The 21,993-nt window shown below is 47.7% G+C and carries 22 protein-coding genes; 8 read left to right on the forward strand and 14 right to left on the reverse strand.

Annotation, left to right across the window (positions count from 1 at the left end; translation table 11 throughout):
- Positions 1-124: 124 nt before the first annotated feature.
- The 8 genes from NYE33_RS26620 to NYE33_RS26655 all read right to left on the reverse strand — a co-directional run bounded on the left by NYE33_RS26620 (position 125) and on the right by NYE33_RS26655 (position 4,663).
- Positions 125-613 (reverse strand): hypothetical protein, encoded by a 489-nt coding sequence (locus NYE33_RS26620; RefSeq protein ID WP_052421822.1) that lies wholly within the window; start codon positions 611-613, stop codon positions 125-127.
- Positions 614-716: 103 nt separating this feature from the next.
- Positions 717-1,163: a hypothetical protein gene (locus NYE33_RS26625; protein ID WP_042136210.1), complete on the reverse strand. Its 447-nt coding sequence runs from the start codon at positions 1,161-1,163 to the stop codon at positions 717-719.
- A 43-nt stretch (positions 1,164-1,206) separates the two neighbouring features.
- Positions 1,207-1,713 carry a hypothetical protein gene (locus tag NYE33_RS26630; protein ID WP_052421821.1) on the reverse strand — a complete coding sequence of 169 codons (507 nt, stop codon included), beginning with the start codon at positions 1,711-1,713 and terminating at the stop codon, positions 1,207-1,209.
- Positions 1,714-1,806: 93 nt separating this feature from the next.
- Positions 1,807-2,139 (reverse strand): hypothetical protein, encoded by a 333-nt coding sequence (locus NYE33_RS26635; RefSeq protein WP_042136209.1) that lies wholly within the window; start codon positions 2,137-2,139, stop codon positions 1,807-1,809.
- Positions 2,132-2,542 (reverse strand): DUF4279 domain-containing protein, encoded by a 411-nt coding sequence (locus tag NYE33_RS26640; protein WP_231575417.1) that lies wholly within the window; start codon positions 2,540-2,542, stop codon positions 2,132-2,134. The genes NYE33_RS26635 and NYE33_RS26640 overlap by 8 nt, the downstream gene beginning before the upstream one ends.
- Before the next feature lie 181 nt (positions 2,543-2,723).
- Entirely contained in the window at positions 2,724-3,101 is a 378-nt protein-coding gene (locus NYE33_RS26645) for a hypothetical protein (RefSeq protein ID WP_042136207.1), read from the reverse strand.
- 147 nt (positions 3,102-3,248) lie between these two features.
- Positions 3,249-4,013 carry a hypothetical protein gene (locus NYE33_RS26650; RefSeq protein WP_042136206.1) on the reverse strand — a complete coding sequence of 255 codons (765 nt, stop codon included), beginning with the start codon at positions 4,011-4,013 and terminating at the stop codon, positions 3,249-3,251.
- A gap of 71 nt (positions 4,014-4,084) precedes the next feature.
- Positions 4,085-4,663: a hypothetical protein gene (locus NYE33_RS26655; RefSeq protein ID WP_042136205.1), complete on the reverse strand. Its 579-nt coding sequence runs from the start codon at positions 4,661-4,663 to the stop codon at positions 4,085-4,087.
- A 685-nt stretch (positions 4,664-5,348) separates the two neighbouring features.
- On the opposite strand from NYE33_RS26655, the gene NYE33_RS26660 reads away from it, so the two are divergent.
- Together NYE33_RS26660 and NYE33_RS26665 are read left to right on the forward strand one after the other, a co-directional pair.
- Complete coding sequence (locus NYE33_RS26660; protein ID WP_231575354.1) at positions 5,349-5,510, forward strand: hypothetical protein; 162 nt, start codon at positions 5,349-5,351, stop codon at positions 5,508-5,510.
- A gap of 55 nt (positions 5,511-5,565) precedes the next feature.
- Positions 5,566-6,702, forward strand: coding sequence for a hypothetical protein (locus tag NYE33_RS26665; protein WP_042136204.1), 1,137 nt, complete (start codon positions 5,566-5,568; stop codon positions 6,700-6,702).
- Positions 6,703-6,858: 156 nt separating this feature from the next.
- On the opposite strand, the gene NYE33_RS26670 is transcribed toward NYE33_RS26665, so the two are convergent.
- From NYE33_RS26670 to NYE33_RS26680, 3 genes are read right to left on the reverse strand one after another with little or no spacing between them, the layout of a single operon-like run.
- Positions 6,859-7,512 carry a YcnI family protein gene (locus NYE33_RS26670; RefSeq protein ID WP_052421820.1) on the reverse strand — a complete coding sequence of 218 codons (654 nt, stop codon included), beginning with the start codon at positions 7,510-7,512 and terminating at the stop codon, positions 6,859-6,861.
- Between the two features lie 49 nt (positions 7,513-7,561).
- On the reverse strand, positions 7,562-8,227 hold the full coding sequence (locus NYE33_RS26675; protein ID WP_042136203.1) for a response regulator: 666 nt from the start codon (positions 8,225-8,227) through the stop codon (positions 7,562-7,564).
- Complete coding sequence (locus NYE33_RS26680) at positions 8,196-9,020, reverse strand: histidine kinase (protein WP_042141068.1); 825 nt, start codon at positions 9,018-9,020, stop codon at positions 8,196-8,198. Before NYE33_RS26680 ends, NYE33_RS26675 begins: the two co-directional genes overlap by 32 nt.
- A 287-nt stretch (positions 9,021-9,307) precedes the next feature.
- Here NYE33_RS26680 and NYE33_RS26685 point away from each other — a divergent pair, with 287 nt between their 5' ends.
- From NYE33_RS26685 to NYE33_RS26700, 4 genes are all read left to right on the forward strand, one after another.
- Entirely contained in the window at positions 9,308-10,003 is a 696-nt protein-coding gene (locus NYE33_RS26685) for a response regulator transcription factor (RefSeq protein WP_042136202.1), read from the forward strand.
- Complete coding sequence (locus NYE33_RS26690) at positions 9,996-11,093, forward strand: sensor histidine kinase (protein WP_341068254.1); 1,098 nt, start codon at positions 9,996-9,998, stop codon at positions 11,091-11,093. Before NYE33_RS26685 ends, NYE33_RS26690 begins: the two co-directional genes overlap by 8 nt.
- 89 nt (positions 11,094-11,182) lie before the next feature.
- The gene (locus tag NYE33_RS26695; protein WP_076245262.1) at positions 11,183-12,040 is read left to right on the forward strand and encodes a M15 family metallopeptidase; all 858 of its coding nucleotides are present in this window, start codon (positions 11,183-11,185) and stop codon (positions 12,038-12,040) included.
- A 47-nt stretch (positions 12,041-12,087) separates the two neighbouring features.
- A complete protein-coding gene (locus NYE33_RS26700; RefSeq protein ID WP_076245259.1) occupies positions 12,088-12,696 on the forward strand; it encodes a VanZ family protein in 609 nt (202 codons plus the stop codon).
- Positions 12,697-12,735: 39 nt separating this feature from the next.
- Here the strand turns inward: NYE33_RS26700 and NYE33_RS26705 are convergent, their stop codons facing one another.
- The 3 genes from NYE33_RS26705 to NYE33_RS26715 form a co-directional block, all read right to left on the reverse strand.
- Positions 12,736-13,758 (reverse strand): hypothetical protein, encoded by a 1,023-nt coding sequence (locus NYE33_RS26705; protein WP_076245257.1) that lies wholly within the window; start codon positions 13,756-13,758, stop codon positions 12,736-12,738.
- Positions 13,759-13,777: 19 nt separating this feature from the next.
- Entirely contained in the window at positions 13,778-14,701 is a 924-nt protein-coding gene (gene cysK, locus NYE33_RS26710) for a cysteine synthase A (protein WP_042136199.1), read from the reverse strand.
- Between the two features lie 820 nt (positions 14,702-15,521).
- The gene (locus tag NYE33_RS26715; RefSeq protein WP_341068259.1) at positions 15,522-19,451 is read right to left on the reverse strand and encodes a galactose-binding domain-containing protein; all 3,930 of its coding nucleotides are present in this window, start codon (positions 19,449-19,451) and stop codon (positions 15,522-15,524) included.
- Positions 19,452-19,962: 511 nt separating this feature from the next.
- Here NYE33_RS26715 and NYE33_RS26720 point away from each other — a divergent pair.
- Together NYE33_RS26720 and NYE33_RS26725 are read left to right on the forward strand one after the other, a co-directional pair.
- Entirely contained in the window at positions 19,963-21,045 is a 1,083-nt protein-coding gene (locus NYE33_RS26720; protein WP_341068261.1) for a nucleotidyltransferase domain-containing protein, read from the forward strand.
- 46 nt (positions 21,046-21,091) lie between these two features.
- Positions 21,092-21,847 (forward strand): creatininase family protein, encoded by a 756-nt coding sequence (locus NYE33_RS26725; RefSeq protein ID WP_341068263.1) that lies wholly within the window; start codon positions 21,092-21,094, stop codon positions 21,845-21,847.
- Positions 21,848-21,993: the final 146 nt, after the last annotated feature.

The raw sequence follows: 21,993 nt of genomic DNA on the forward strand, positions 1-21,993 counted from the left end.
TCTGCATTTATTTTATTAATACTCTCTCGAATGAAACTACCGTTTCCCGTTAACAAAATATATATCACCATTATGATAAAATTCAATAACGTAATAGGATGGTGCATAAATAAAAGTATCAGGGCTAACTGCAAGTACGTGAAAATTTCTTATGTATCCCTTCACACAACACAGCGCTTAAATGCCAAAAATCACTATAAATCTTTTCGAATATTTTGGAAACTACGGCCTTTTCCATAACCATTGAACTTGGATGAGGTTCCCATTTAGTACGACTAATGCAAGTGACCTTAACAAGATTTGTATCCTCCTTGAATAGGAGCCGTCTTTCAATTCCCTGTTCGTAGAAATCTAATTCAAAGGAGTATATACCCGCTCTTGTTTTCCCTAATATATCAGGAACTTGTTCAATAACAGTACATAGATCCGTTCTACAATCAACAGGCCAATTATCTTGCCCAAAACCACCAACAACGAAAGCTACAGATTGTGAAATTTCAAATGCTTTGCATATACACATTAGAATAGCCACTTCATCATCAAGTTCTAAATCAGATATTAAGTATTCTGTTTCAGGTATACTTTCCAACGGCTTCTCAAATGTTAACTCCATCTTAAAGATATTATATCAGCCCTTCATATTGAATTAATTTATATGAAATCGTATAATTATCGCCTCTAAGCACCTCAATCAGAACCATAATAAAAACACCTTACTAAAATTGTTCACAGCTTATTTGTTCCACTTGTAAATTCTTTAAAACCGGCAAAATACGTTCCAAATACCAACTAAAATCAGTAATATCTATATCATCTTTTGCATTAATTTTCTTTCTTGCTATTGATAAACTAAACATCATTTGATTTGTATTAAAGATAAGTAACTCACATCCAACATCAGAATCTACCCGCATTAACTCAATTCCAACAATCTCTTTTTGATCCTGCTTTTTTTTCAAGATATCGAAGAAGCTGTCTCTATTAAGTACACTAGATGTCCAATTATAATCGTCATCATCACCCAAAGGCAGTATAGTAATCTCCCCATTACTTTTTACATATGTCCAACCTTCATTTTCAAAATTCTGAAACAAATCCGGTAGCGATAAGCATTCACAACTATGATTGCTCAAACTTATATTTATAGAGGCTGAGATTGACATGAATCCCCTGTCCTTTCCCGTATCTTACGCGTATTTTTTATTCTTAATATAAACTTCTTCTAATTTCAGCTATTTTCGAATGATAAAACGCATTATTATGACTATTGAAATACTCTTTGTATCTTCTATAAAAATGTTCTGCCCCATTTAATAGAGCATGAATAAATTCTTCACTGGGAAGTTTGAAGTGTCCGTATTTCCCATCTCCAACTTTCAATTCCATATAATAAGAATTCACTTTTATCATTTCAAATTTTATGGGCTGATCAGGAAAAAGAAAGTCCCCTTTTCCCATTTGCAAATATTCTTCTAACGCATTCATTAAATAGTCCCACAAACAATTTACCGAGTCCCACAAGTTATAATCCAGAACGATTTTGTAGTTCCATTCGATCACAATAGCACCATCCAGATATCTAAGATCAAATTTGTGGATGTACTTTTCAATTTCAATTTCATTGTCCATATGAATAAAATATTTGTTGGGTTCATCCATAAAGTTGCCGGGCAATATTAAATCGGGTTTCTTTAAATACGTTTCAACTTTCATAACTTCCTCCCACGAACTATTAATAGGGGTAACTTAGATATATAAAAAAGAAACCATAAGCAGCAATTACCACCTGTAGTTCTGAGTGTTTCATTATTGAAAATATTCTATAAGCTTATCATCATCAACAGTCTTAATAGACTCCAAATACTTCTGCTCATATAACTTCTTCACAACAAATTCTATAGCTTCTTTAGTTACTTCCTTTACTATAATCAAATTAGGTTCGACTGAGTAATACCCGTAACTCTCTGACTCCAATTCAAAATCCTGTTTAAGACGCACGATATCATAAACCTTTATATTAAATAAATCGTTCAATATCATAACATAAACATCATTTCGATAACCTTTGTTAGAAGCCTCAAATTCTGCAAGTTCCGTATCCTCTAAATAAAACACACTAATACTATTCGCACTAGTCATCCTCTTCAACCCCACCAAAGGAAAGAATATGTATATTAAGCCCTAATCCTAAAATCGATATTTTCTTCATCATTTCCGTCGTAAGCTGCAAGCCCATTTGGCCATAATCCGATCTCAAGTAACAATCAATTCCAACATCTTTATATAGACCTGTTAACTCATTAATTTCTTTAAAGTTTGAAGTTAAATCATTCAGTAAAAGCTCAAATGCTTCTTCCGGTTCAACATGTTCAGAGATTATCACTTCATATCGCCAAATATCAAAGGGAGCCTGACTCACTGCTCCTTTTCTGATGGCCTGCCCCTTCTTCTGGATTGAAGTTGGTCTAATTGCTAACCTTCTAGTAATGTCATCAAAATCTATAGTTTCATTACGTATTATGAAAGAACAACTACCATTCATCTTCAAAATAAGGAACTCCTTTTAAAATCCGATAATTTCCCATAATCTCTATAGAGATCATTTTATTGGTTCTTAAAGACCCATTGATTCCGGATAAACTGTGCTAAAAACTAACTCTAACAAATTGCCCTTATCATCACTACTCCCCTGAAAAATGTTTTCTAAATCATTTCACCTCGCCTTATTCAACATTTAAAATCTCATCATTTATTCTCTTAATTTCTGCCAACATCTTATTCATTCTATCCATGTCAAAAACACCTGTTCTTTTACCTGATAGAAAATAAAGTTTCATCCAATAAGCATCATCCGCTGCAAAAGCCTCAATAGCTTTCCGGATATTATCTTCCGTTAGGCTTCTTACAATAATATCTGGGGGAGACGGTGGCACATAATCAAGCCCTTCCTTGTCCATATACCAATAATAATTTTGGGGTGTAGCCACAACCATAGTGTATGTAACACCATCCTCTAGCTCTACGAAGACATCAATATTGTCGTTTTCTATGTTTTCTATACTTGAAAGATAAGTTGGAAATGTTATGTTGACTATTTTCATAATGAACCTCCTACTTAAATATTCAGCATGTGCTTGCAACTATATTACAATTGAAGCCCGGCAAGTCAGCGAAAGTTACAGTGATTCCATCTTCAGCAAAATGGCGTAGTACTTATAGGTTTTATTTGTAAAATAAATACTCCTTCACTAGTCCCACGGGCTATTATCACCCTTTATATTTTCGCTCAATTTCTCATAACCGATCTCCATTTCAAGATGGTCTCCCAACGCATGAGGAACTGAAAGACTTATCCCCAGTGAATCTTGAGTGAGATAACTAAATATCACTGAATTATTTGCCCCGTCCGCTTCATCTGTATATTTTAAATCATTAAGTAACTCCTGGTCTTTAATCCCGCTCCAATAATCCCTCATAACTCCTTCCTCTCGCAAATTCAAATTGTCATCATAGCTTCTGTAGATTCCATTTTTTAATTCTTGTACGAATGCCTCATCGATCTCCAGTAAGTCGGTTAATTTAACTTTAATTTCTTTATCCACATCTATATTTGTTGTATAAAAAACATTTAACGGATATGCTCCTCCCTTATTAAGAGCTGAACCAATATATTGAATGCTTAGGAACTTATCACTTTTATATGTAATCTGATAGTCTATTTCCAAAGTATTGTGACTATCCAAATCTAATGAATAAGATTCAAGAACACCAAGCGCCTCTACCCGTATCAGGTCATTTATAACTTCTTCCTTTGTATCATTCGGTAAATCAACCAGCTTTGGATATGTAATGTTAATATTGTTTTGAGCATAACTATCACTTTCAACTTTGTAGCTTAATGCAGGAACAGTCTCCCTGTTGTCCCCTTTTTTATAAGAATGAACATTAGTTTCAGCACTACATGATATTAATAAAATGACAATCGGCACAATAATCAATAGCTTGAATCTCACTTCGCTCATCTCCGCCTGAAGAACTTCTAGTCATCGTAATTAGCTATTCTCATATCTCGTATCTGTAGAACTTAACCCTCTCTATCCCAAATACCAGCAGCTACCCGCGTGTAACCCATAAGATCACGCTCACCTGCACCCTCTTCGGTGCCAAAAACCCATCTCGCCACATTATGACTATCAAGATGCATCTTATGAAAATCCTCATCGTAGTCCACAACCACCTCGACGCCTAATGCAGAAACAAGTAAATTATTCACCATTTCAGAAGATAACAATAGGTTCGAAATTTCATCATAGATAGGACGAGTAACATCATTAAGCGTATCTCTGTCTAAGTAATCTATGTATTTTGTATCTAGAGACAGTCCTGCTTCATAGGTGGTTCCGGTCTTACTTAACATCATCACAAACTTATTGGACTGGACTTCACCAAATATTAATATAATTCGGCCTTTCTCAAGAAGCGCGAGGACTTCCGCTATCTCAACATCATGCGGGTGGTTTATTAAGTCGTTGAACTCCCAATTTCCGATAGATTCAATCTGATTAATATTAGCGTTATACCCTCTTTCTTGAACGGCTTCGAATAGCCAACTTAAATCAATTATGCTTTTGGTAAAAGTGATTACATTGAAGTTCGCAGCCATATATCCACCTCCTAAGCACGGTCTACGAGATTTATTTCTAAATTGAGATAAACACTCCTCCAATTGATTTCGATATTAGAAACTTCATACCAACGTCACTTACAGTATAATACATATCCAGCTATAGTAAGACTAAGCAAAATCCAAATAATCTTAACTTTGTGGCTTACGGAAGCGGAACCATGAACACTGTAATATTATATTAGACGAATTAGTATCTGCGAATGAACAGAACCGGCATATTTTGAACGTGGTGATCAGGCAGAACGACGAGCTAATAGCCAGACATGATTTTGAGGCGGACCAGCCTCACTTATTATATTCTGCAAGCAAAACTTTTACTTCCATGGCTGTGGGGATTGCCGTTTATAAGGGATATTGTAAACTTGATGACCTTATGGTAGATTTTTTCCGGAATACTTACATACCTGTACTCACGAAACGGAATTTCTGAAGTGGGACAAATGCCCATTGGGATTCCCCCAAGTTTTCAGGATTACACTGAACTGCAGAGCATTTATCCAGATTCGAACAGCTGTTTCTGAACAAAGGGGCTTGGAACGGACAACAGCTCTTTCCTTCAAGTTATGTAGAACAAGCGACTTCCGTCCAGATGAAGACAGACGATTTCACTCCTGACTTTGCAACCGCAGACTATCAGCAGGGCTATGGATAGCAGCTATGGATGAATTCTTACCCTAATTCATACCACCTGGACGGATCATATGGACAATATGTTGGTGTGCTTCCGGATAAGAATGCCGTGGTTACCTACGTATCTGATGAGCCTGATCATATGACCGGAATTCTTGAGCTTACCTGGGATACATTGGCAGATAAACTGTAGACTACACTGTTTTACCGAAGTAGATGTATTTTACGATAAGAAGGGGCTGACAGAAATGATTGATGCGCAATATTATCTAAATATTTGTGTGGATGCACAGGAACATTATGAACGTTACAAAAAAGAGGCAGAGGATAGTGTGGTTCGGACAGAGTTTGTTACAGATAAAAGATATGATCTGGCACCTTATTGGTTTGAACGCAATACTGACTGCCGGGGAGAGATTACTGAAGAGGACACTGGAGTATATTATGGATTTGATCATGAAAACAGACTTAGAGTGACGTATTGCGATTTTTTAATTGATGGAGTCGGATATACTTCTTATCACCCGGATCATATCATTACACGGCTGTATGTCAGAGAGAAGATAGATTCAATCAAGATTTTTTACGGTAAGGCTGGCAAGCCCGAACATTCAGTAGAATACGATGTGATGCCTGGTCTTGATCTGGAGAGTACAAAAGACAGGTATACCATCGAAGAATATATTTATGAAGAAGAAAGGCTTATTGAAATACGCAATCCTAAATACGTAGGAAAAGATCATTACCAGCATATCGCTAATACTTATTTGAAGTACGATGAATCCGGTGAGCTATATCAAATCTACAACGGAATGAATCAGATGCTGTATAACAATATGAACGAATCTCAAGCACTGACTTTGAGAACAGCATTGATTACTGAAGCCGTAACGGAGTCTATTAATCTTTTAAAAGAATCCGCCCAAAAATTCAGTCATGATAGGCTCTGCTATTTTGGACTTTATCTGAGTAATGATGAATTCAGCGGAGGAAGTGATCCGGAATATTATTCCGGACTTGAGCAGAGAAGGGCGAAACTGCTTGAAGACAAGAAATGTGAGTATACTCTCTGGAATGATACTCAAATGCAGCCGACTTGGTTTACCGGAATTGAGAATGAAGGGCTGCTTGAGAAGCTGCGGACGCTTTATGTATATTGGAATCTTAAAGGCGGGGGTTTATACTGCGAAAAGGAACGACAAGATTTCTGGCAGGAAATTGCTTATTCTTTCAATGAACAGGATTTAACCGGTCAAGTGCCGGTTACTGATGATTTTTTCGTGTTTGTGCACTGGGAAGGTATTGAACTGTATAACGGAGAACTGCAACGGGCGATTCCTGAAGCCAAACTTTCTATACTGCAAGCTAAGGGGTTGCTCCCTTAATGAAAGTTGTTATCCGTTGATTGTGCCCAATCCTATATTATTCCGGGTATGATCAGATTTAGTGTACAAATAACCCCGCGCTGGATGATGGAGCTCACCTTCCTGCACGGGGTTATTATATTACTACAAAGGACGGTTGCCACTTATGCCCCAGCCCTACTCCTTCTTCCCCCGCAGCAAAGCAATCGCCGCCAGCAGGAAGGACAGCAGCGAGATGCCGAGCGCAATGTACAGCATCGGTGACACGCTGGAGCTATTACCCTCTTCCTCCATAATCGCTTCATGCTCGTCCATGGTCATGGTGCCGTTATCCGCCATGTCCATGGAGCCGTGGGAGTGGCTGCCTCCGCTGGAAGCTTCGGCGATCGCCGTGATGGAATGCGGGGATTCCGAGCCTTCTTCGCCGGACCACTGGACCACGCTGCCGTCGGCATAATGCTGGTAGGCATTCCAGGCGATATCGCCTGCGGCGGCCGGGTTCTGGACGGTGAAGTAGAAGCGCTGGAACTGTCCGGCCAGAATGCCGTCTCCGTTCGCGATCCAGCTGACCTTGTCGCCATCCACCGTTACGTCCCAGCCGGGAGCAGCCTCATATTGCTTGAATGCAGCTCCTGCCGGGATGCGCAGATCGATCTGCACTGTAGCAATATCTTTCTCAGATGGTACTTTGAGCGTGTAAGTCTCCCAGGCACCTGCACTCGATTGTGTAGGGCTGACGGTTACATGCGCACTAGCTACGGCTGCGAATACCATTAGTGCTGCGGCCGCTGGTACGGCCAGTGCTGCTATTTTACGGAAAAGTCTGTTCAATTCGATCTCCCCTTCTCTCATATGTAATCCCATTATCATTCTGTAAGCTCTATCTTTTCCCCGGAAAATCCCGCTCCCGCGAAGCCAGTCCCTGCTCCATGGCATACCGGGTGAGCTGCGTGCGGTTCTGAAGCTGGAGCTTCTGGAGAATGTTTTTGAGGTGGTTTTTGACGGTGTGCTCAGAGATCCCGAGGGTGGCCGCAATCTCCTTATTCGTTGACCCGGAAGATACACAGCCCAGTATTTCCTTCTCCCGCGCCGTTAATGCCTCCCGCTCCTCCTTGACGGAGGTCACGGCGAACTCTTTCAGAATCTGAAAAGCCAGCTCCCGGCTCAGCGGAACCTCCTCACTTACAATCGCCAGCAAATATTCAATCCAGGTCGACGGAGCCAGGTTCTTCAGGAGATACCCCTGCGCCCCCTGCTTGAGCGCTTCGAACAGATAGGAGATCTCATCCGATACGGTGACGATGACGATCTTGACATACGGGTACTCCAGCTTAATGCGCCGCGTAGTCTCCAGCCCGTCCATTCCCGGCATCTCGATGTCAATCAGAAACAGGTCCGGCATCCATTGTCCGGTCCAGACGATCGCCTCCGCCCCGCTCGCAACAGTGCCGATCACTTCGAACCGTTCATCCAGCGCCACGATTTCACTCATGGCTTCACGCGCATGCGCATGGTCATCTACGATCAGCACCCGGCAGCGTTCCATCCGGCGTCCCCCCTTTCGCAATCTCTACCACTGTTCCGGCAGAACCGGATTGTAAGTTAAGCTTCCAGCCCATGCTGCGTGCCCGTTCTCTCATAATCTGCAGACCATAGCTCCCGCTCACCGCAAAAGGATCGGCATGCACAAATCCGGCACCGTTATCGGTAACAGCCACGTTCCAATTCAGCCTATCGCCTTGTCCGGAGACGGACACCTTTCTTGCGCGCGTATGCTTGCGCACGTTAATAATGGCTTCGCGGATGCAGGACAACAGCTCAGCCTGTTCGGCTGACGTTAGCGCCTGCTCGTCCAGATGCCAGTCCAGCGACACCTCAATCATCACTTCCCCGGCTATTCCGGCAAGCTGCTCTTGAATGGACCTCTCCAGGGAGAAGCTTTCTTTGCCGCTGACCGGCACCTTCAGATTGGCAATGGCCTGACGCACATAACGGTTGACTTCGTGAACTGTTTTCTTGATCTGGTCTACGCTCTCTGCGCTGATCTCACCGTCTTTGCGGTTCTGTTCCAGGCGGTCAATCCGCACGGAGAGCAGAAACAGCGACTGTGCCATCCCGTCATGCAGCTCCTTGGCCAGCAGCTCACGTGCTTCCATCGCCGTAGTTGCCGCCCGCTCCCGTTCCAGCTCCCGCTGGCTCCGTTCAAGCATCCGGAAGAGCGGCAGCAGCAGAATAATACTGAACAGAAAGACAAGCACCGGCGTTAAATAGTTTCCCATGTCCATGGAGATGTACTGCATCAGGAACTGATGCCGCACAAACTCCCAGATGCCGACCATAAGTGTTGGAATGAGCAGGATGAGCACTTTAATTCGGGTATACGTCGCTGTCGCCTCCCTAATACTGAAGATAACTTTATCATTACCGCGACTTCCCCGGCATGACTCTTTCGGGCTATGCCCGGCAATAAATGTTACAAATATAAGTATTTTAAAAATAATCTTATCTCGTCCGGACTCCATACTTACAATAATAGCAGGTCGCGAAACCATATCCGATAGGGTACACTAGGAACAAAGCACAATCAAGTATGAATTCATGCTGACTATACAGGAGAGACATTGAAATGAAACGTATTACGATTCTTATCGCCGATGATGATGCGGAAATTGCCGAGCTGATCGGACTGCATCTGGAAAAAGAGGGCTATCACCCCATCAAGGTCACAAGCGGCACAGCGGCTGTGCAGGCGGTCCAATCCCAGCATATTGATCTGGCGGTATTGGATATTATGATGCCCGGCATGGACGGGTATGAGGTGACCCGGCAGATCCGGGAGAAGCACGGGCTGCCGATTATTTTTTTGAGCGCGAAGACTTCGGATCTGGATAAAATCACCGGACTTGTCATCGGCGCCGACGATTATATGACCAAGCCGTTCAACCCTATGGAGCTGGTCGCCAGAGTGAATGCGCAGCTCCGCCGGTCCACGCAGCTGAATCAGCCGGTTACGGAGCACAAGGCAGTGCTGGAAACGGGAGGTCTGATCATTGATCCGGACCGCCGGTCGGTCACGCTGTACGGACAATCGGTTGAGCTGACGCCGAAGGAGTTCGATATCCTCTATCTGCTGGCCAGCTATCCCAAGAAGGTGTTCAGTGCAGAGCATCTCTTCCGGCAGGTCTGGGGCGAAGCTTATTATGAAGGCGGAAACACAGTCATGGTTCATATCCGCACCCTGCGGAAGAAGCTTGGCGAAGAACAGACCAAAAACACGTGGATCAAAACGATCTGGGGGGTAGGGTACACATTCAATGGCTAATCTGTTCCGCAGCTTCCGCTTCAAAATGATCTCCCTGCTCGTTCTGAGCATGATCTGCTCCGGCGCCATTACTTTTGCCCTCTATAAAGGTCTGCAGATGTACTATACCTCACAGGTTAAGCTGGAGGACCCGCTGGCCCGCTTCCGCTGGATGATCGCCAATTTCGGCGACCTCAATTTCTTCCTGATCTTCTTCATCCCGCTGGCTCTGCTGTTCTTCTTCCTGTTCACCAAGCCGTATGCCCGTTATTTCAAAGAGATCTCCCACCATATCCGCCTTCTGGCGAACGGGGATTTCAAAAGCCGCATCAGCATCACTTCCAGCGATGAGTTCGAGGATATTGCCGCCGATTTGAATCTGGCCAAGGATAAGCTGCAGCAGGCGGTAGAACGCGGGGATTTCGCCGAGAACAGCAAGGACAAGCTAGTGCTCAATCTGGCCCATGATCTGCGGACACCGCTGACCTCCGTGCTGGGTTATCTGGATCTGGTGCTGAAGGACGGGCAGTTAAGCGCCGATCAGGTTAAGCATTACACAACGATTGCCTACACCAAATCGCAGCGGCTTGAGAAGCTGATTGATGAGCTGTTTGAGATTACCCGGATGAATTACGGCATGCTGACCGTCCAGAAGCTTCCGCTTGATCTAAGCGAGCTGCTCGTCCAGCTGAACGAAGAGCTATATCCTGTGCTGGAGAACAACGGGCTGACTGCCCGCCTTGCGCTGGCTCCGCAGATGAGAATATCCGGGGACGGCGAGCTGCTGGCCCGGGTGTTCGAGAACCTGCTGACCAATGCCGTGCGTTATGGCAAAGACGGCCAGTATGTCGATATCCGCTGCAACCCGGAGGGGGAGAATGCGCTTGTCCAGGTGATCAACTATGGCGATAGCATCCCCGGGGATGAGCTGCCTTTTCTCTTCGATATGTTCTATACCGGCGACCGGGCACGGACACATCAGGAAGGCAGTACCGGACTAGGCCTGTTCATTGCCAAAAATATCGTCGAGCAGCACCACGGCACGATCTCTGTCCAGAGTGACACGATCCGCACTCTCTTTGAGGTGCGGCTGCCGGGTCTGCTCAAGTAGAGATTTAAGAAAAACTTTATCTTTACCCCACTTCTTTTTAAATTCACTCCCCTATTCTTATAGACATAGAGTCCAAGGAGGAAGATGAAATGAAGAAGTGGGTTTTTTGGGTTGTTCTTGCCGGTCTGCTTGGGTATGAAGGGCTGTACCAAGGCAGAGAAGCTGTTGTCCCCGGACAGGACATCCCAATCGTTCAAGTCCTTACAGACCACGGCTCCAAGAATCTGACGGTTATCCCTAAAAGCAGGGTTCATCAGGGCAATCTGCTGCTCGTCAACAAAGAATACCCTGTACATAAAGCGGGAGTCAGTAAAGATATTGTGAATCTGTCTGAGCATCAGGAGCTGACCGAGGGCTATGGCCTGCTGGACAACAAGACGATGCTCTCCGAACAGGTAGCGGAGCAATTCTCGATTATGATAGGAGCTGCAGCCGGGCAGGGTGTCCAGAATTTCCTGATCAGCAGCGGATACCGGAACAACCCGGAGCAGAAGCAGCTCTATGAGGAGAAGGGAGCCGAATATGCCCTTCCACCCGGCCATAGCGAGCATAATCTGGGCTTGTCACTTGATATCGGCTCCTCGCAGATGGCGATGAGCCAGGCTCCGGAAGGGCAATGGCTTCGTGACAACGCCTGGGATTACGGATTTATCCTGCGCTATCCTGAAGATAAGACGGATATTACCGGCATCCAGTATGAGCCTTGGCATTTCCGTTATGTCGGCCTGCCGCACAGCGTCATTATGAGGGATAAGCATTTCACCCTGGAAGAATACCTGGATTATCTGAAGCAGCAGGAGACGATTACCGCTACCGTTAACGATACAGAATATCAGATTTCCTATATAGCGGTCTCTGGAAATACTCCGGTTCCTACCCCTGAAGGCCGGCATGTGGAGTTCTCGGGCAATAATATCGACGGCGTTATTATGACGGTATATCCATAAGAGCCAAGCCATATAACAATATAACCTAGAGAAGGCGGTGATGCGGAATGAATCCGGCACACAAACTGAGAATATACGGGTTGCAGTCACTTTTCGCCGTATACATCTATGTACTATTCAAAATCATCTTATTCAAGTTTGGTTCGATTAACTTCAGCTTTCTCTGGCAGCAGCTGCAGAAGAGCCCGGATAATATTGCCGGCAGTCTGCGCACAGGAAACTTTGTTCCGCTCGCTACCCTGACCAATACGTATCATCATCTGACAGCTACTACCCTGGTTAATTTCGCGGGAAATATTGCCTTGTTTATCCCTTATGGCATATTCCTTGTGCTACTGTCCCCGAACGGGAAAGGCGGCGGCTCCTTCACCGGTGTCCTGCTGCGTTCTTTGGCGTTAAGTGCAGTGCTTGAATGTTCGCAGGCGGTATTCTACATCGGAACCTTTGATGTGGACGATCTCATTCTGAATACCTTCGGCGGGCTGCTGGGGTATATCCTGTTCCGGCCTGTGATGAAGGCATTTAAGCCAAGCGGAAAAGGCGGTGCCGCCAACAAGGACGACCCTGCACCAGCGGAAAAAAGAAGGATCTTCTATGATACGAAGTCTAATCCTCCTGCTATATCCGGCAAAGGCTCCTCTGTCACCAAAAGGTGACGGGGAGCCTTTGTCATCGCTAAGGATTTATATCCCGCCTTATATCGGAGAAGTGTACCGGCCGTACTGGATCTCCAGTTCTTTGAAGGCATTGCCTTGCTGCAGCAGGAAAAAGGAGTTCACGCCCTCCGCTCCCCACCAGTTCAGGCCAAGCAGTAATCCGTCTGCCGACTGTGCAGCAAACAATAACGAGAACATCTCCGGCCGCATCTCCCCGCCGTCATCGACACGCCAGACCGAATATTCATCGTTCTCAATAACCGCAGGATAATCCATGAAGCTGAGCTTACCGTCTTCATTCAGGACAAGACTGAACAGCATATCCTTATCCTGCCTTATGAACTGGACCAGATACAGCTCCCTATTCAGGGCCAGATCAGCCAGCTTCCAGGCGGACTGAATCTCCCGGTGCTTAACGGCAGCAATGCTCTTGCGCACGGGATCTCCGGCGGCAAGCTGCGGAGCAGCCGGGTCAGCCGGTTGAAGCTCCAGCAAGGCAGCCGGCGGGAAGAGGGCGGAATCAGCCAGATAATAGGTTTCATCCGGTTTCGCTGCGCCACTCTCTACCGTGTAGACAAATCCGGCCAGGTTAGCGAAATTATTCGCCAGCTCCCGTCCATTGCTGTTCTCACTCCCCGCTTGCCGCTTCCCGAACTTCACGGCCAGTACCTGGCCTCCGTTGCCGATAGCGGTATTCAGGGATTCCATCTGCTCCCCGCTTCCCTCTTCCTGCGAGGTCACAAGAATATGACTCCCGGTCTCGTCGGCGAAGCCGAAGACAGGCTGCAGCTTGGCGGGATCGAGGAATGCCGCCAGGGCAGGCGACTCGGTACCCTCGGCGGCTGCAGTAGGGTCCGCCGTTTGCGGGACAGCGGTCTGCTGCGGGACAGGCGACGGACTCTGCGCCACAGGTGATGGCATGGCCGAAGATTCTGCACCGCCTGCATTGTCATTGCCATCTGTCCTTGAACAGCCGGACAAGGCGAAGACTACTGCCGCCATAAGAATAATCAGTCCGGCTGCTTTCAGCCGGTGCCGGGAACTTCTCTTCACGCGATTCATAGGGTCCCCTCCAGTGGAGTTATTCGAATATACCCATACTAAGGTAGCGTTCACCAGTATCGGGAGCAATGCACAGCACCCGCTTGCCGCGGCCAAGGCGCCGGGCTTCCTGCAAGGCTGTCCATACTGCTGCTCCGCCGGAAGGACCAATCAGGATCCCTTCGGTACTGGCCAACCTCCTTACCATATCCAGTGCATCTTCATCGGATACCTGCACAATCTCATTATAGATGCCGGTATTTAGAATCGCCGGCACGAATCCGGGGCTGGTGCCCACCAGCTTATGCGGTCCGGGTTTGCCGCCGGAGAGCACCGGTGACCCTTGCGGCTCCACGACAACCACGCGGAGCTCCGGCAGCTGCTCACGCAGCGCTTCTCCTGTGCCGGTAATCGTGCCGCCTGTTCCGGATGTAGCTACGAATACGTCCAGCCGGCCTTCCATCTGCTCCAGAATTTCCGGAGCGGTGGTAATGCGGTGAATGTCCGGATTCGCCTGATTCTCGAACTGCTGCGGAATGAAGCTCCCGGCAATCTCTTTGCCCAGCTCTACTGCCTTGGCAATAGCGCCCGGCATCCGCTCTGCCGCCGGTGTCAGCACAACCTCCGCTCCGTAGGCCTTCAGGATATTGATCCGTTCCTTCGTCATATTATCCGGCATGATCAGGATTGCCTTATACCCTTTCGCCGCCGCATTCATCGCCAGGCCGATGCCGGTATTGCCGCTCGTCGGCTCGATGATCGTCCCGCCGGGCTGCAGGCGCCCGTCCAGCTCCGCCTGCAGGATCAGATTATATGCAGCCCGGTCCTTAACGCTGCCGCTGGGATTGAACATTTCCAGCTTCACGTACAGCTCCGCATCCTCCGGCCCGGTAATGCGGTTCAAGCGTACAACCGGCGTACCGCCGATCAGCTCTGTAATATTATTGACTACCAGCTTAGTCATATATATACCTCCCCTATTCCTGTCTTAATCTTCATGCACGATGTAACATCCATTGTATCGCTACCGGGTGGCACTTGTCGATTTGGCGGCTTCAGAGGGGCTACTCTTAAGCCAGAAACCCTGCTAATATCCACGGACAGAATACTGAACCGCCTATGCCCGCTTGAATAGTGGAGTCAGAGGGCTTGTATAAGTGTACTTAGTGCTGAACGGCGATCTGTGGGGGGATGTGTAGTACGTGGCGGCAGGGGGATGCGGGGGGTGTGGCGGCGGGGGCTGCAAGGGCTGCAAGGGCTGCGAGAATAGTAAGGATTAGCGCGGACACAGGACTAACTAGCAGGGATAACACCGGTAATGTGGGACACAACCGGAATTGTTGTACTTTATGCAGGATTTTCAGCAGATGAGCGAGCCAAATTACGGATTGTTGTACAAAATACAATAATTTTCCTCAGATAAGCAAGATAACTCCTTAATTGTTGTAAAACATACAATATTTCCGTCTTTTTAGGCTGGACAGAGCCTGAAATGTTGTAAAATATGCAGGATTTCCGCAGTTAGGCGAGCTTGAGCCTGAAATGTTGTATAACCTGCAGGATTTCCGCAGTTTGGTGGCTGTTTGTACAAACAGTCCTAGACCCGGTTCCAAGATGAACAGGTTCTGCTGTCCAAAGGAGGACAGTTATCCGGTTCAACGGGAAAAACCGCCCCCCGGACACACGGGAGGCGGTTTTTTGCAGCATGCTGAATATCATGCAACTTAGCATAATGCAGCTGAGCAATATTCAGCCATACAATAATCAGCTATACAATTTCAGCCCTACGGATTCACCGTAATCGTAAACGTCGACGTGGTATTTTTAATAGGCGTTACAGTGTTCAGGATCTTCAAGTTATTGAAAACTACGTTACCTACCGCCGGGCCTTGACCTGCTTCAGCCGATTCGTTGGCCCAGATGCCGACTCCGGATTTGGCGTCGAAGGCATCGCCGCTCTTCTGCGCGCCGGAAATCGTAACATTTGTAAAAATCGTGTCCGCTACAGGGAATTGCGGTGAATTGCCGACATAGTTGGTCTGGAACATAATCCCGTGATAGGTCGGATCAATGATATCCACATCACTGACGCGGATGCCCTGGAACACCTTGGAGGCGGAGAATACCCAGATGGCCGGGAAGGTCTGTGAGCCCCAGAAATGTCCGCCGGCCCGGACGACCGAAATGTTCTGGAAATTCGTAGTCGGCGATGCGCCGAAGCCGTTCATGGCATACCCGAAGTCCAGTGAGCTGATCGTAATCCCCGAATAGCAGAGTGTATCCGCAATATAGATGTTGCGGAAGGTGTTGGCATAACCGCCGTAGACGGCTACACCGGCTGCACGCCAGGTCAGGATCGAAGTCAGGTTCTCGTATACATTGTCCTTCATGTCCGAGCCGCCGGAATCGATTGCCGAGAACAGCGCGAAGCTGTCATCTCCGGTCGCCCGTGCTTCATTGTTGGACACGAGGTTGTTCGTGCTGCCGTTGGTCATATTGATGCCGTCGGCGAAGGTGTTGCGGATACGGGAGTTTCGGATCACCATGTAGTCGGTATTCGCCCCCCAGTACATACATACCTGATGTTCGGTCCAGATGTTGTCGATTGTAATGTTCGCTACATTGGAGAAGTCGAACACTTTGCCGGGACCGTCAATGCGTGAGGTATAGTTGCCGAAATAGGCAAATCCCGAGAAGGTGGAGCCGTTCGCTGAATCGGTAGCCCTGAAGCCAACATCCGTATTGGACTGGTTGACCGGTGCATAGAACCGGGTATACCAGGGTCCGGCTCCGACAATTTTAATCGCTTTGCCGTAGACCTGGAACTTGTTCGAGGTTTCATACGATCCGGCTGGAAGATATACACCGGTAAGGTTGCCGGTTGTATCCATACGGACCTTATCAATCGCATTCTGCACGTCCTGGTGCGTGAAGCCGAGCGGAACCGTATATTTGGCCGGGTCCGGATTAGCGATCGGCGCTACCTGCTCCAGGCTGACGAAGTCAATCGCATACTGTGAAGTGTTGGCTGCGTCCTTCTGAAGTCTGATTGTGCTGCCCGCCGGAATGGTGCTGTCGAACATAATATTCGCTTCATCATAGATGTGGCGCGGCGAACCGGCGCTTGGCATATTGCCCGGGCTGATCTCTGAGCCATACAGCCAGGCGTATTTGGAGTTCAGCGTTATGGCTTTGTTGAATACGCCGTTCACATAGATATTAAGTGTAGCGGTTGTTCCGTCACCGCTTGCCGAGTCCGGAATTGAGAACCGGGTAACGAGCGTATTAGTGCTGGCTTTGGTGGTGAACTCAACATAGCTGCCTGTAGTATTCAGCGTGACTGCTCTTCTGCCCGAGGCTTCACCGGCAAGATCACCGATATTGCGGTTCGGATTCAGCTTGACTGCTCCGCCCCCGACAACCCCGTCCTCCGCTTCATACATATCGTAAGGCATATTGGCCCCGCGTCCAATGTACAGCGACTGATTCTGGATGTTGTTGGCCCGTTTCACTGCCAGTTCATTAGCGTCTGCGGCAATTTCAGTTTTTACATTATATTTCCCGTTCACAGCGGTCCAGGTTCCAAGGGCAACCGGAGCCGTTGTGCTTCCGCTGGCAATGACACCGTTATAAGCACCGGTCAGCGTTTTGATTACCGCACCGGTGGTCGCATCAGTCAAGGTCAGTGTGATGTTATGTGCACCACTTGCCGAGGCTGCCGTTCCCTGATTCTTAATAGCGACTGAGAAGCTCACGGGATTCCCGCCAGCCGGATTCCCCGGCGACCAGCTGACCGGAGAAGCAATCAGATCCGAGCTGGATACCGGATTTACGGTAAGCGATGCGGGATTCGAAAAGCTGTTATTCCCTTCATTCAGCTCAATGACGGTGTTGCTCTCGTCGACCTTTGCACTTAAGGCATAGGTTGCGGCATCTTTGGCGCCGATGTTCAGCGATACTGTAGCCGAAGCACCTGCGGCCAGTGCACCGACTGGTGCTGTCCCGGCAAGCGTGGTACCCAGATAGAAGCTGACGTTTGTTGCTGCCGCTGAAGCAGACCCGGTATTCTTGACGGTAGCATTCAGCGAGATGACATCGGTCTCTACCGGAGCGGAAGGGCTCCAGGACATTGCCGTTACTGTCAGATCCGGATTCGCAGCCGGTGTGCCGATGATCTGAAATTCAGCTACCTGTCCGGCGCTTGAACCGGAGTTCGTGGTGAATTTCAGCTGCAGCTCGCTGGCCGTTGCTGTGACAGGAATGGTCACGGAGTTGCCGCTGGCCGGGTTAAAGGTGTACACCGTGGCCGGAACTAGACTCGTGAAGGTGCCGGTAGACTGGTTATGACCCAGTACCTGAATGGTTTGGGTACGGGTAGCCCAGGCCGCTGCAGGATTCAGCTTCACAACTACCGAGGTCACATTGGCGTTCGCGCCAAGGTTCACAGTCAGTGTGTTCGGGTAGCTTCCGCCCGCTCCTTCCCAGTACGTAGTCACATCTCCGTCATTGGCATTGGCGGGGACAAACGTAAAGACTGAAGATGAGGCATTAACCGCTTTGCCGATTGCCAGGTTCGAGCCAGGACCCGCGCTTGGGGAGGCCGTAGGCGAGGCAGTTGGCGAAGGTGATGGTGTGACAGTTGGGGTTGGAGCAGGCGTTGGGGTTGGTGTGGCCGTCGGGGCTACAGTAGGAGAAGCCGTTGGTGCTACTGTTGCCGTTGGCACTGGTGTGGCTGTCGGCGCTACCGTTGGTGCCACCGTCGGAACGGGGGTTGCTGTAGCCGTCGGGGCCGTTGAGACGGTCAGGACCAGCTGATCCAGATTCACGTTGCCGGAGTCGGACGCATCGTATTTGTAGGCAATCGTGTTATTTCCGGCATTTAACGCCAGGATTTCTGCCTGTGTAGACCAGGTATCCCAGTTGGCCAGGTTAGCAAGTGAGGTCTGCTTGATCTTGGTACCGTTCACGTAGACACTCAGCGTCCTGGTGCTGCCGGAGGCATTGGCATACCGCAGCGCTGCGCTGTAATTGCCAGCAGATGCAGCCGAAACGGTGAACGTTGTCGCTGCTCCTTGGGCAAGATAACCATCAACAAACGCCGACCCGGTATAGCCGGTGTGATCTGTGTTGGTTTTGGCCCCGCCGGACAAGGCGGCAGCTTCCGCTTCATAAGTTCCCGGTGCCGAAACCGCAGTTCCGTACACCTCGAGTTCGGATAACTGCGCAGCAGGCCAGCCGGTGTTGGCCGTGAAGGTTATTTTAATATAACGGGCTGTTGCAGCAGTGAAATTAACAGTGACTGTGTTAGAGCCGCTGGAAGGATTGAAGCTGTAGGCAGCAGATGCAGCCAGGTTGCTGTAAGAAGCATCATCCGTACTGCCTTGAACGGACAATGTCTGTGTTCTTGCTTCCCAGGCTGACGGCAGCTTGAGTACAACCTGATTGACGCTGCTGCTGGAGCCTAGATCGACCTTGATCCATTGCGGAAAAGCATTGCTGGCACTCTCCCAATACGTCCCCTGGTTGCTGTCATTGGCGTTCGCTGCCACATACACATCACCGACCGAGCTAGCGGTAATCGTCTTGCCTTGAGCCAGATTGCCTGCCGCTGCCCCCACTGCCGGGAATAACGCCAACTGGCCCACACATAGCGCAAGAATCAGACTGTACAACAGGAATGTCCTTTTCACAGAAGCCTTGTGTCTGGTAATCATCTGCCAACCACCTCCTATAATTTTATGATGCAGCCTTAAAGTATGCGCTTTCAAAAATGCCCCTTCCCCTTATCCTTATCCTTATACTCCTCGCCTCCTAGATTCCCCTGCCTTCTTGCAGTCCTGAAGATAATTTTGCAATCAGCCAGTTCACTCCTCCCCCCACTGCTTCCCTTACACATTCAAAAGACCGGTCCGCTCCTTGCGTCAATATGCAGAACAGCAAACCGCAAGCGCAAGAGAAACGGACCGGACCCGGAGTGAGCCTATGAACTAACTAATTATGGTAATAATATAAGATATCACTAGGTTGAGGTCGATGGCGTATTCTATGATTAGTGTGTGCATAAATACGGATTTCATATTTTTATGCAGCACTCCTGAGCGGAGCAGCACTCGATTCCACTGAACAACACCGGGAGAGTTTAAACTTAACTAAAGTCGGCATACCCCCGCAGGCAGGATGCCTATACAATGGATACACAAGGCACGGGCCAAGGGGGAACTACACATGAATGAAGCTGACCAACAGGAACTATTCCTTAAAAACGAGAAACTCATTAACATGGTTATTGAGAGGGCCAAGCGGGATTATCCGGAGGAGATTGCAATGATCGGGCTTACGGGCTCTTTTCGTACCGGAGATTTCCATGACAAAAGCGATCTGGATCTAATTATCATCAATAACAACCATCAGGGCTGGGGCATCTCTTCCTGCTTCATACTGGGGGATGTCGGATACGATATCTATTGCACTCCATGGGAGACCCGGATTGAAGAGCAGGCTGCGCTTGAGAGTCCGATGACCTCCAGTCTGATAGATTTGCAGGTGCTCTATTGTGCCAAACCGGAATATATGGAGAAATTCAATGCGTACAGACAGAGGGCGCTGGACACTTTAGCTAAGCCTATCGGGAGCGAATGCATCGGCAGAGCGAAGAAGTGGATCGACAGTGCCAAGCAGGAGTATGCGAATACCATGCTTGCTGAGGATCTCGGAACCGTCAGGCTGGCTTCATGCGAGGTGGTCTACAATCTGGTCTATGCACTGACAAATTTGAATAATACGTATTTTAAAAGAGGGCTTAAGCGATATCTGGAGGAAATTGCCGCCTACCGGTATATTCCTGAGGATTTTGAAACGATATATATGGATGTGATTCATGCCAAGACTATGGATGACATACGAAGCACCACCTATACCCTTCTAAGAAGCATCCATGATCTGTACAATACCTTGTATCAAAAATATGTAATCCAGCCTGTACCGGCCTACGATAATCTGGCGGGCACCTATGAAGAGCTATGGTGTAATTACCGCCATAAGGTTATTGCAAGCAGCGAAATGAAAGACAAATCCTATGCTTTCTATACCGCAATGGGGGCACAGCAGTTCCTGGATGAAATGGCAGAGTCGCGGGGAACCCGGAGGTTTGATCTGCTGCAACACTTCGATGCGGATCAGCTTGATGGATTTAAGGAGCAGTTCCTGCTGGCGATGGATGAATATCTGGAAGAATATAACCGCACCGGCCGGCCGGTCGAACGCTATAGTACCTTTGAGGAGCTGTATAGACAATATATGAAGGTTTAGGTAATTCTACGGGATAATTAAATGGCCATATGATCAGGAGGTTATTATGCTTAGTTATAAAAATACAACGACCGAAGTTGCAGCCAGCGGAATTGATACCGTTATTATATCCGTTGGTGCAACCGAGCAATTCGGACCCTTTCTTCCCATGCATTTGGATACATTAATTGCAGAGTTGTATGCTGAATCCTATGGAAAAGCATTAAATGCCTACGTTCTGCCTACCCTCCCGTTTAACACTTCAGAAGAGCATGCCAACTGTAAGGGAACGGTAACGGTCAGCCCGAATATTTTAACTGCAATGTTAGAAGATATTATTATGAATTTAGCAAGACAGGGATTTACCAAGTTTGTAGTATGCAATGGACATGGTGGAGCGTACTGGGAAGCGGCCTTTGTTAAGCATATCAATTACAAGTACCCCGAGCTTCTTTTGATTGCCCCAAATCACAACACTCCTCATGCCTGGACAGAAGCAGCGATGCAAGCCGGTCTGGAAGGTTTAGATGAGATGCATGCCGGGTTATTGTCGGTGTGCACCGCCATGTGGTTATGCCCTGAACGGGTTCAGACGAAGTCTATGGGCTCCAGCATCCCTGCTGACAACCGGTTGTATGCAGATTATATGGGATGGGACAAGCTTACCGAAGATGGCTGCTGGGGGAAATTTGAAGAAGGCAGCTACACCGATCAAGAATTAAGTGAGAAAGGCAGGCTGTTCTGGGAGACGTTCATTCATAAACGGAGTGAAGGGTTACTTCAGATTCTTGAGGAAGCCTACCGGAGAAAGATGGCGAAATAGTATATTCGTCCATCGGGCATGAATGATTATGAATGCTTCTACCCGCTGAATACAAAGACCCCCGCCGTTTCCGGCGAGGGTCTTTGTTATATTCTCTGGGAGAGAATTCTTAATTATTCTGCATGATCAAGCTGAAAATAAGCTGA

It is taken from the genome of Paenibacillus sp. FSL R10-2199 (assembly GCF_038000235.1).
Lineage (GTDB): Bacteria > Bacillota > Bacilli > Paenibacillales > Paenibacillaceae > Paenibacillus_AQ > Paenibacillus_AQ phytohabitans.

Coding starts and splice junctions, on each gene's coding strand:
- NYE33_RS26620 (WP_052421822.1), bottom strand. CDS start 613: ATGGAGTTAACATTTGAGAAGCCGTTGGAAAGTATACCTGAAACAGAA.
- NYE33_RS26625 (WP_042136210.1), bottom strand. CDS start 1,163: ATGTCAATCTCAGCCTCTATAAATATAAGTTTGAGCAATCATAGTTGT.
- NYE33_RS26630 (WP_052421821.1), bottom strand. CDS start 1,713: ATGAAAGTTGAAACGTATTTAAAGAAACCCGATTTAATATTGCCCGGC.
- NYE33_RS26635 (WP_042136209.1), bottom strand. CDS start 2,139: ATGACTAGTGCGAATAGTATTAGTGTGTTTTATTTAGAGGATACGGAA.
- NYE33_RS26640 (WP_231575417.1), bottom strand. CDS start 2,542: ATGAATGGTAGTTGTTCTTTCATAATACGTAATGAAACTATAGATTTT.
- NYE33_RS26645 (WP_042136207.1), bottom strand. CDS start 3,101: ATGAAAATAGTCAACATAACATTTCCAACTTATCTTTCAAGTATAGAA.
- NYE33_RS26655 (WP_042136205.1), bottom strand. CDS start 4,663: ATGGCTGCGAACTTCAATGTAATCACTTTTACCAAAAGCATAATTGAT.
- NYE33_RS26660 (WP_231575354.1), top strand. CDS start 5,349: ATGAATTCTTACCCTAATTCATACCACCTGGACGGATCATATGGACAA.
- NYE33_RS26665 (WP_042136204.1), top strand. CDS start 5,566: ATGATTGATGCGCAATATTATCTAAATATTTGTGTGGATGCACAGGAA.
- NYE33_RS26675 (WP_042136203.1), bottom strand. CDS start 8,227: ATGGAACGCTGCCGGGTGCTGATCGTAGATGACCATGCGCATGCGCGT.
- NYE33_RS26680 (WP_042141068.1), bottom strand. CDS start 9,020: ATGGTCGGCATCTGGGAGTTTGTGCGGCATCAGTTCCTGATGCAGTAC.
- NYE33_RS26685 (WP_042136202.1), top strand. CDS start 9,308: ATGAAACGTATTACGATTCTTATCGCCGATGATGATGCGGAAATTGCC.
- NYE33_RS26690 (WP_341068254.1), top strand. CDS start 9,996: ATGGCTAATCTGTTCCGCAGCTTCCGCTTCAAAATGATCTCCCTGCTC.
- NYE33_RS26695 (WP_076245262.1), top strand. CDS start 11,183: ATGAAGAAGTGGGTTTTTTGGGTTGTTCTTGCCGGTCTGCTTGGGTAT.
- NYE33_RS26700 (WP_076245259.1), top strand. CDS start 12,088: ATGAATCCGGCACACAAACTGAGAATATACGGGTTGCAGTCACTTTTC.
- NYE33_RS26705 (WP_076245257.1), bottom strand. CDS start 13,758: ATGAATCGCGTGAAGAGAAGTTCCCGGCACCGGCTGAAAGCAGCCGGA.
- cysK (WP_042136199.1), bottom strand. CDS start 14,701: ATGACTAAGCTGGTAGTCAATAATATTACAGAGCTGATCGGCGGTACG.
- NYE33_RS26715 (WP_341068259.1), bottom strand. CDS start 19,451: ATGATTACCAGACACAAGGCTTCTGTGAAAAGGACATTCCTGTTGTAC.
- NYE33_RS26720 (WP_341068261.1), top strand. CDS start 19,963: ATGAATGAAGCTGACCAACAGGAACTATTCCTTAAAAACGAGAAACTC.
- NYE33_RS26725 (WP_341068263.1), top strand. CDS start 21,092: ATGCTTAGTTATAAAAATACAACGACCGAAGTTGCAGCCAGCGGAATT.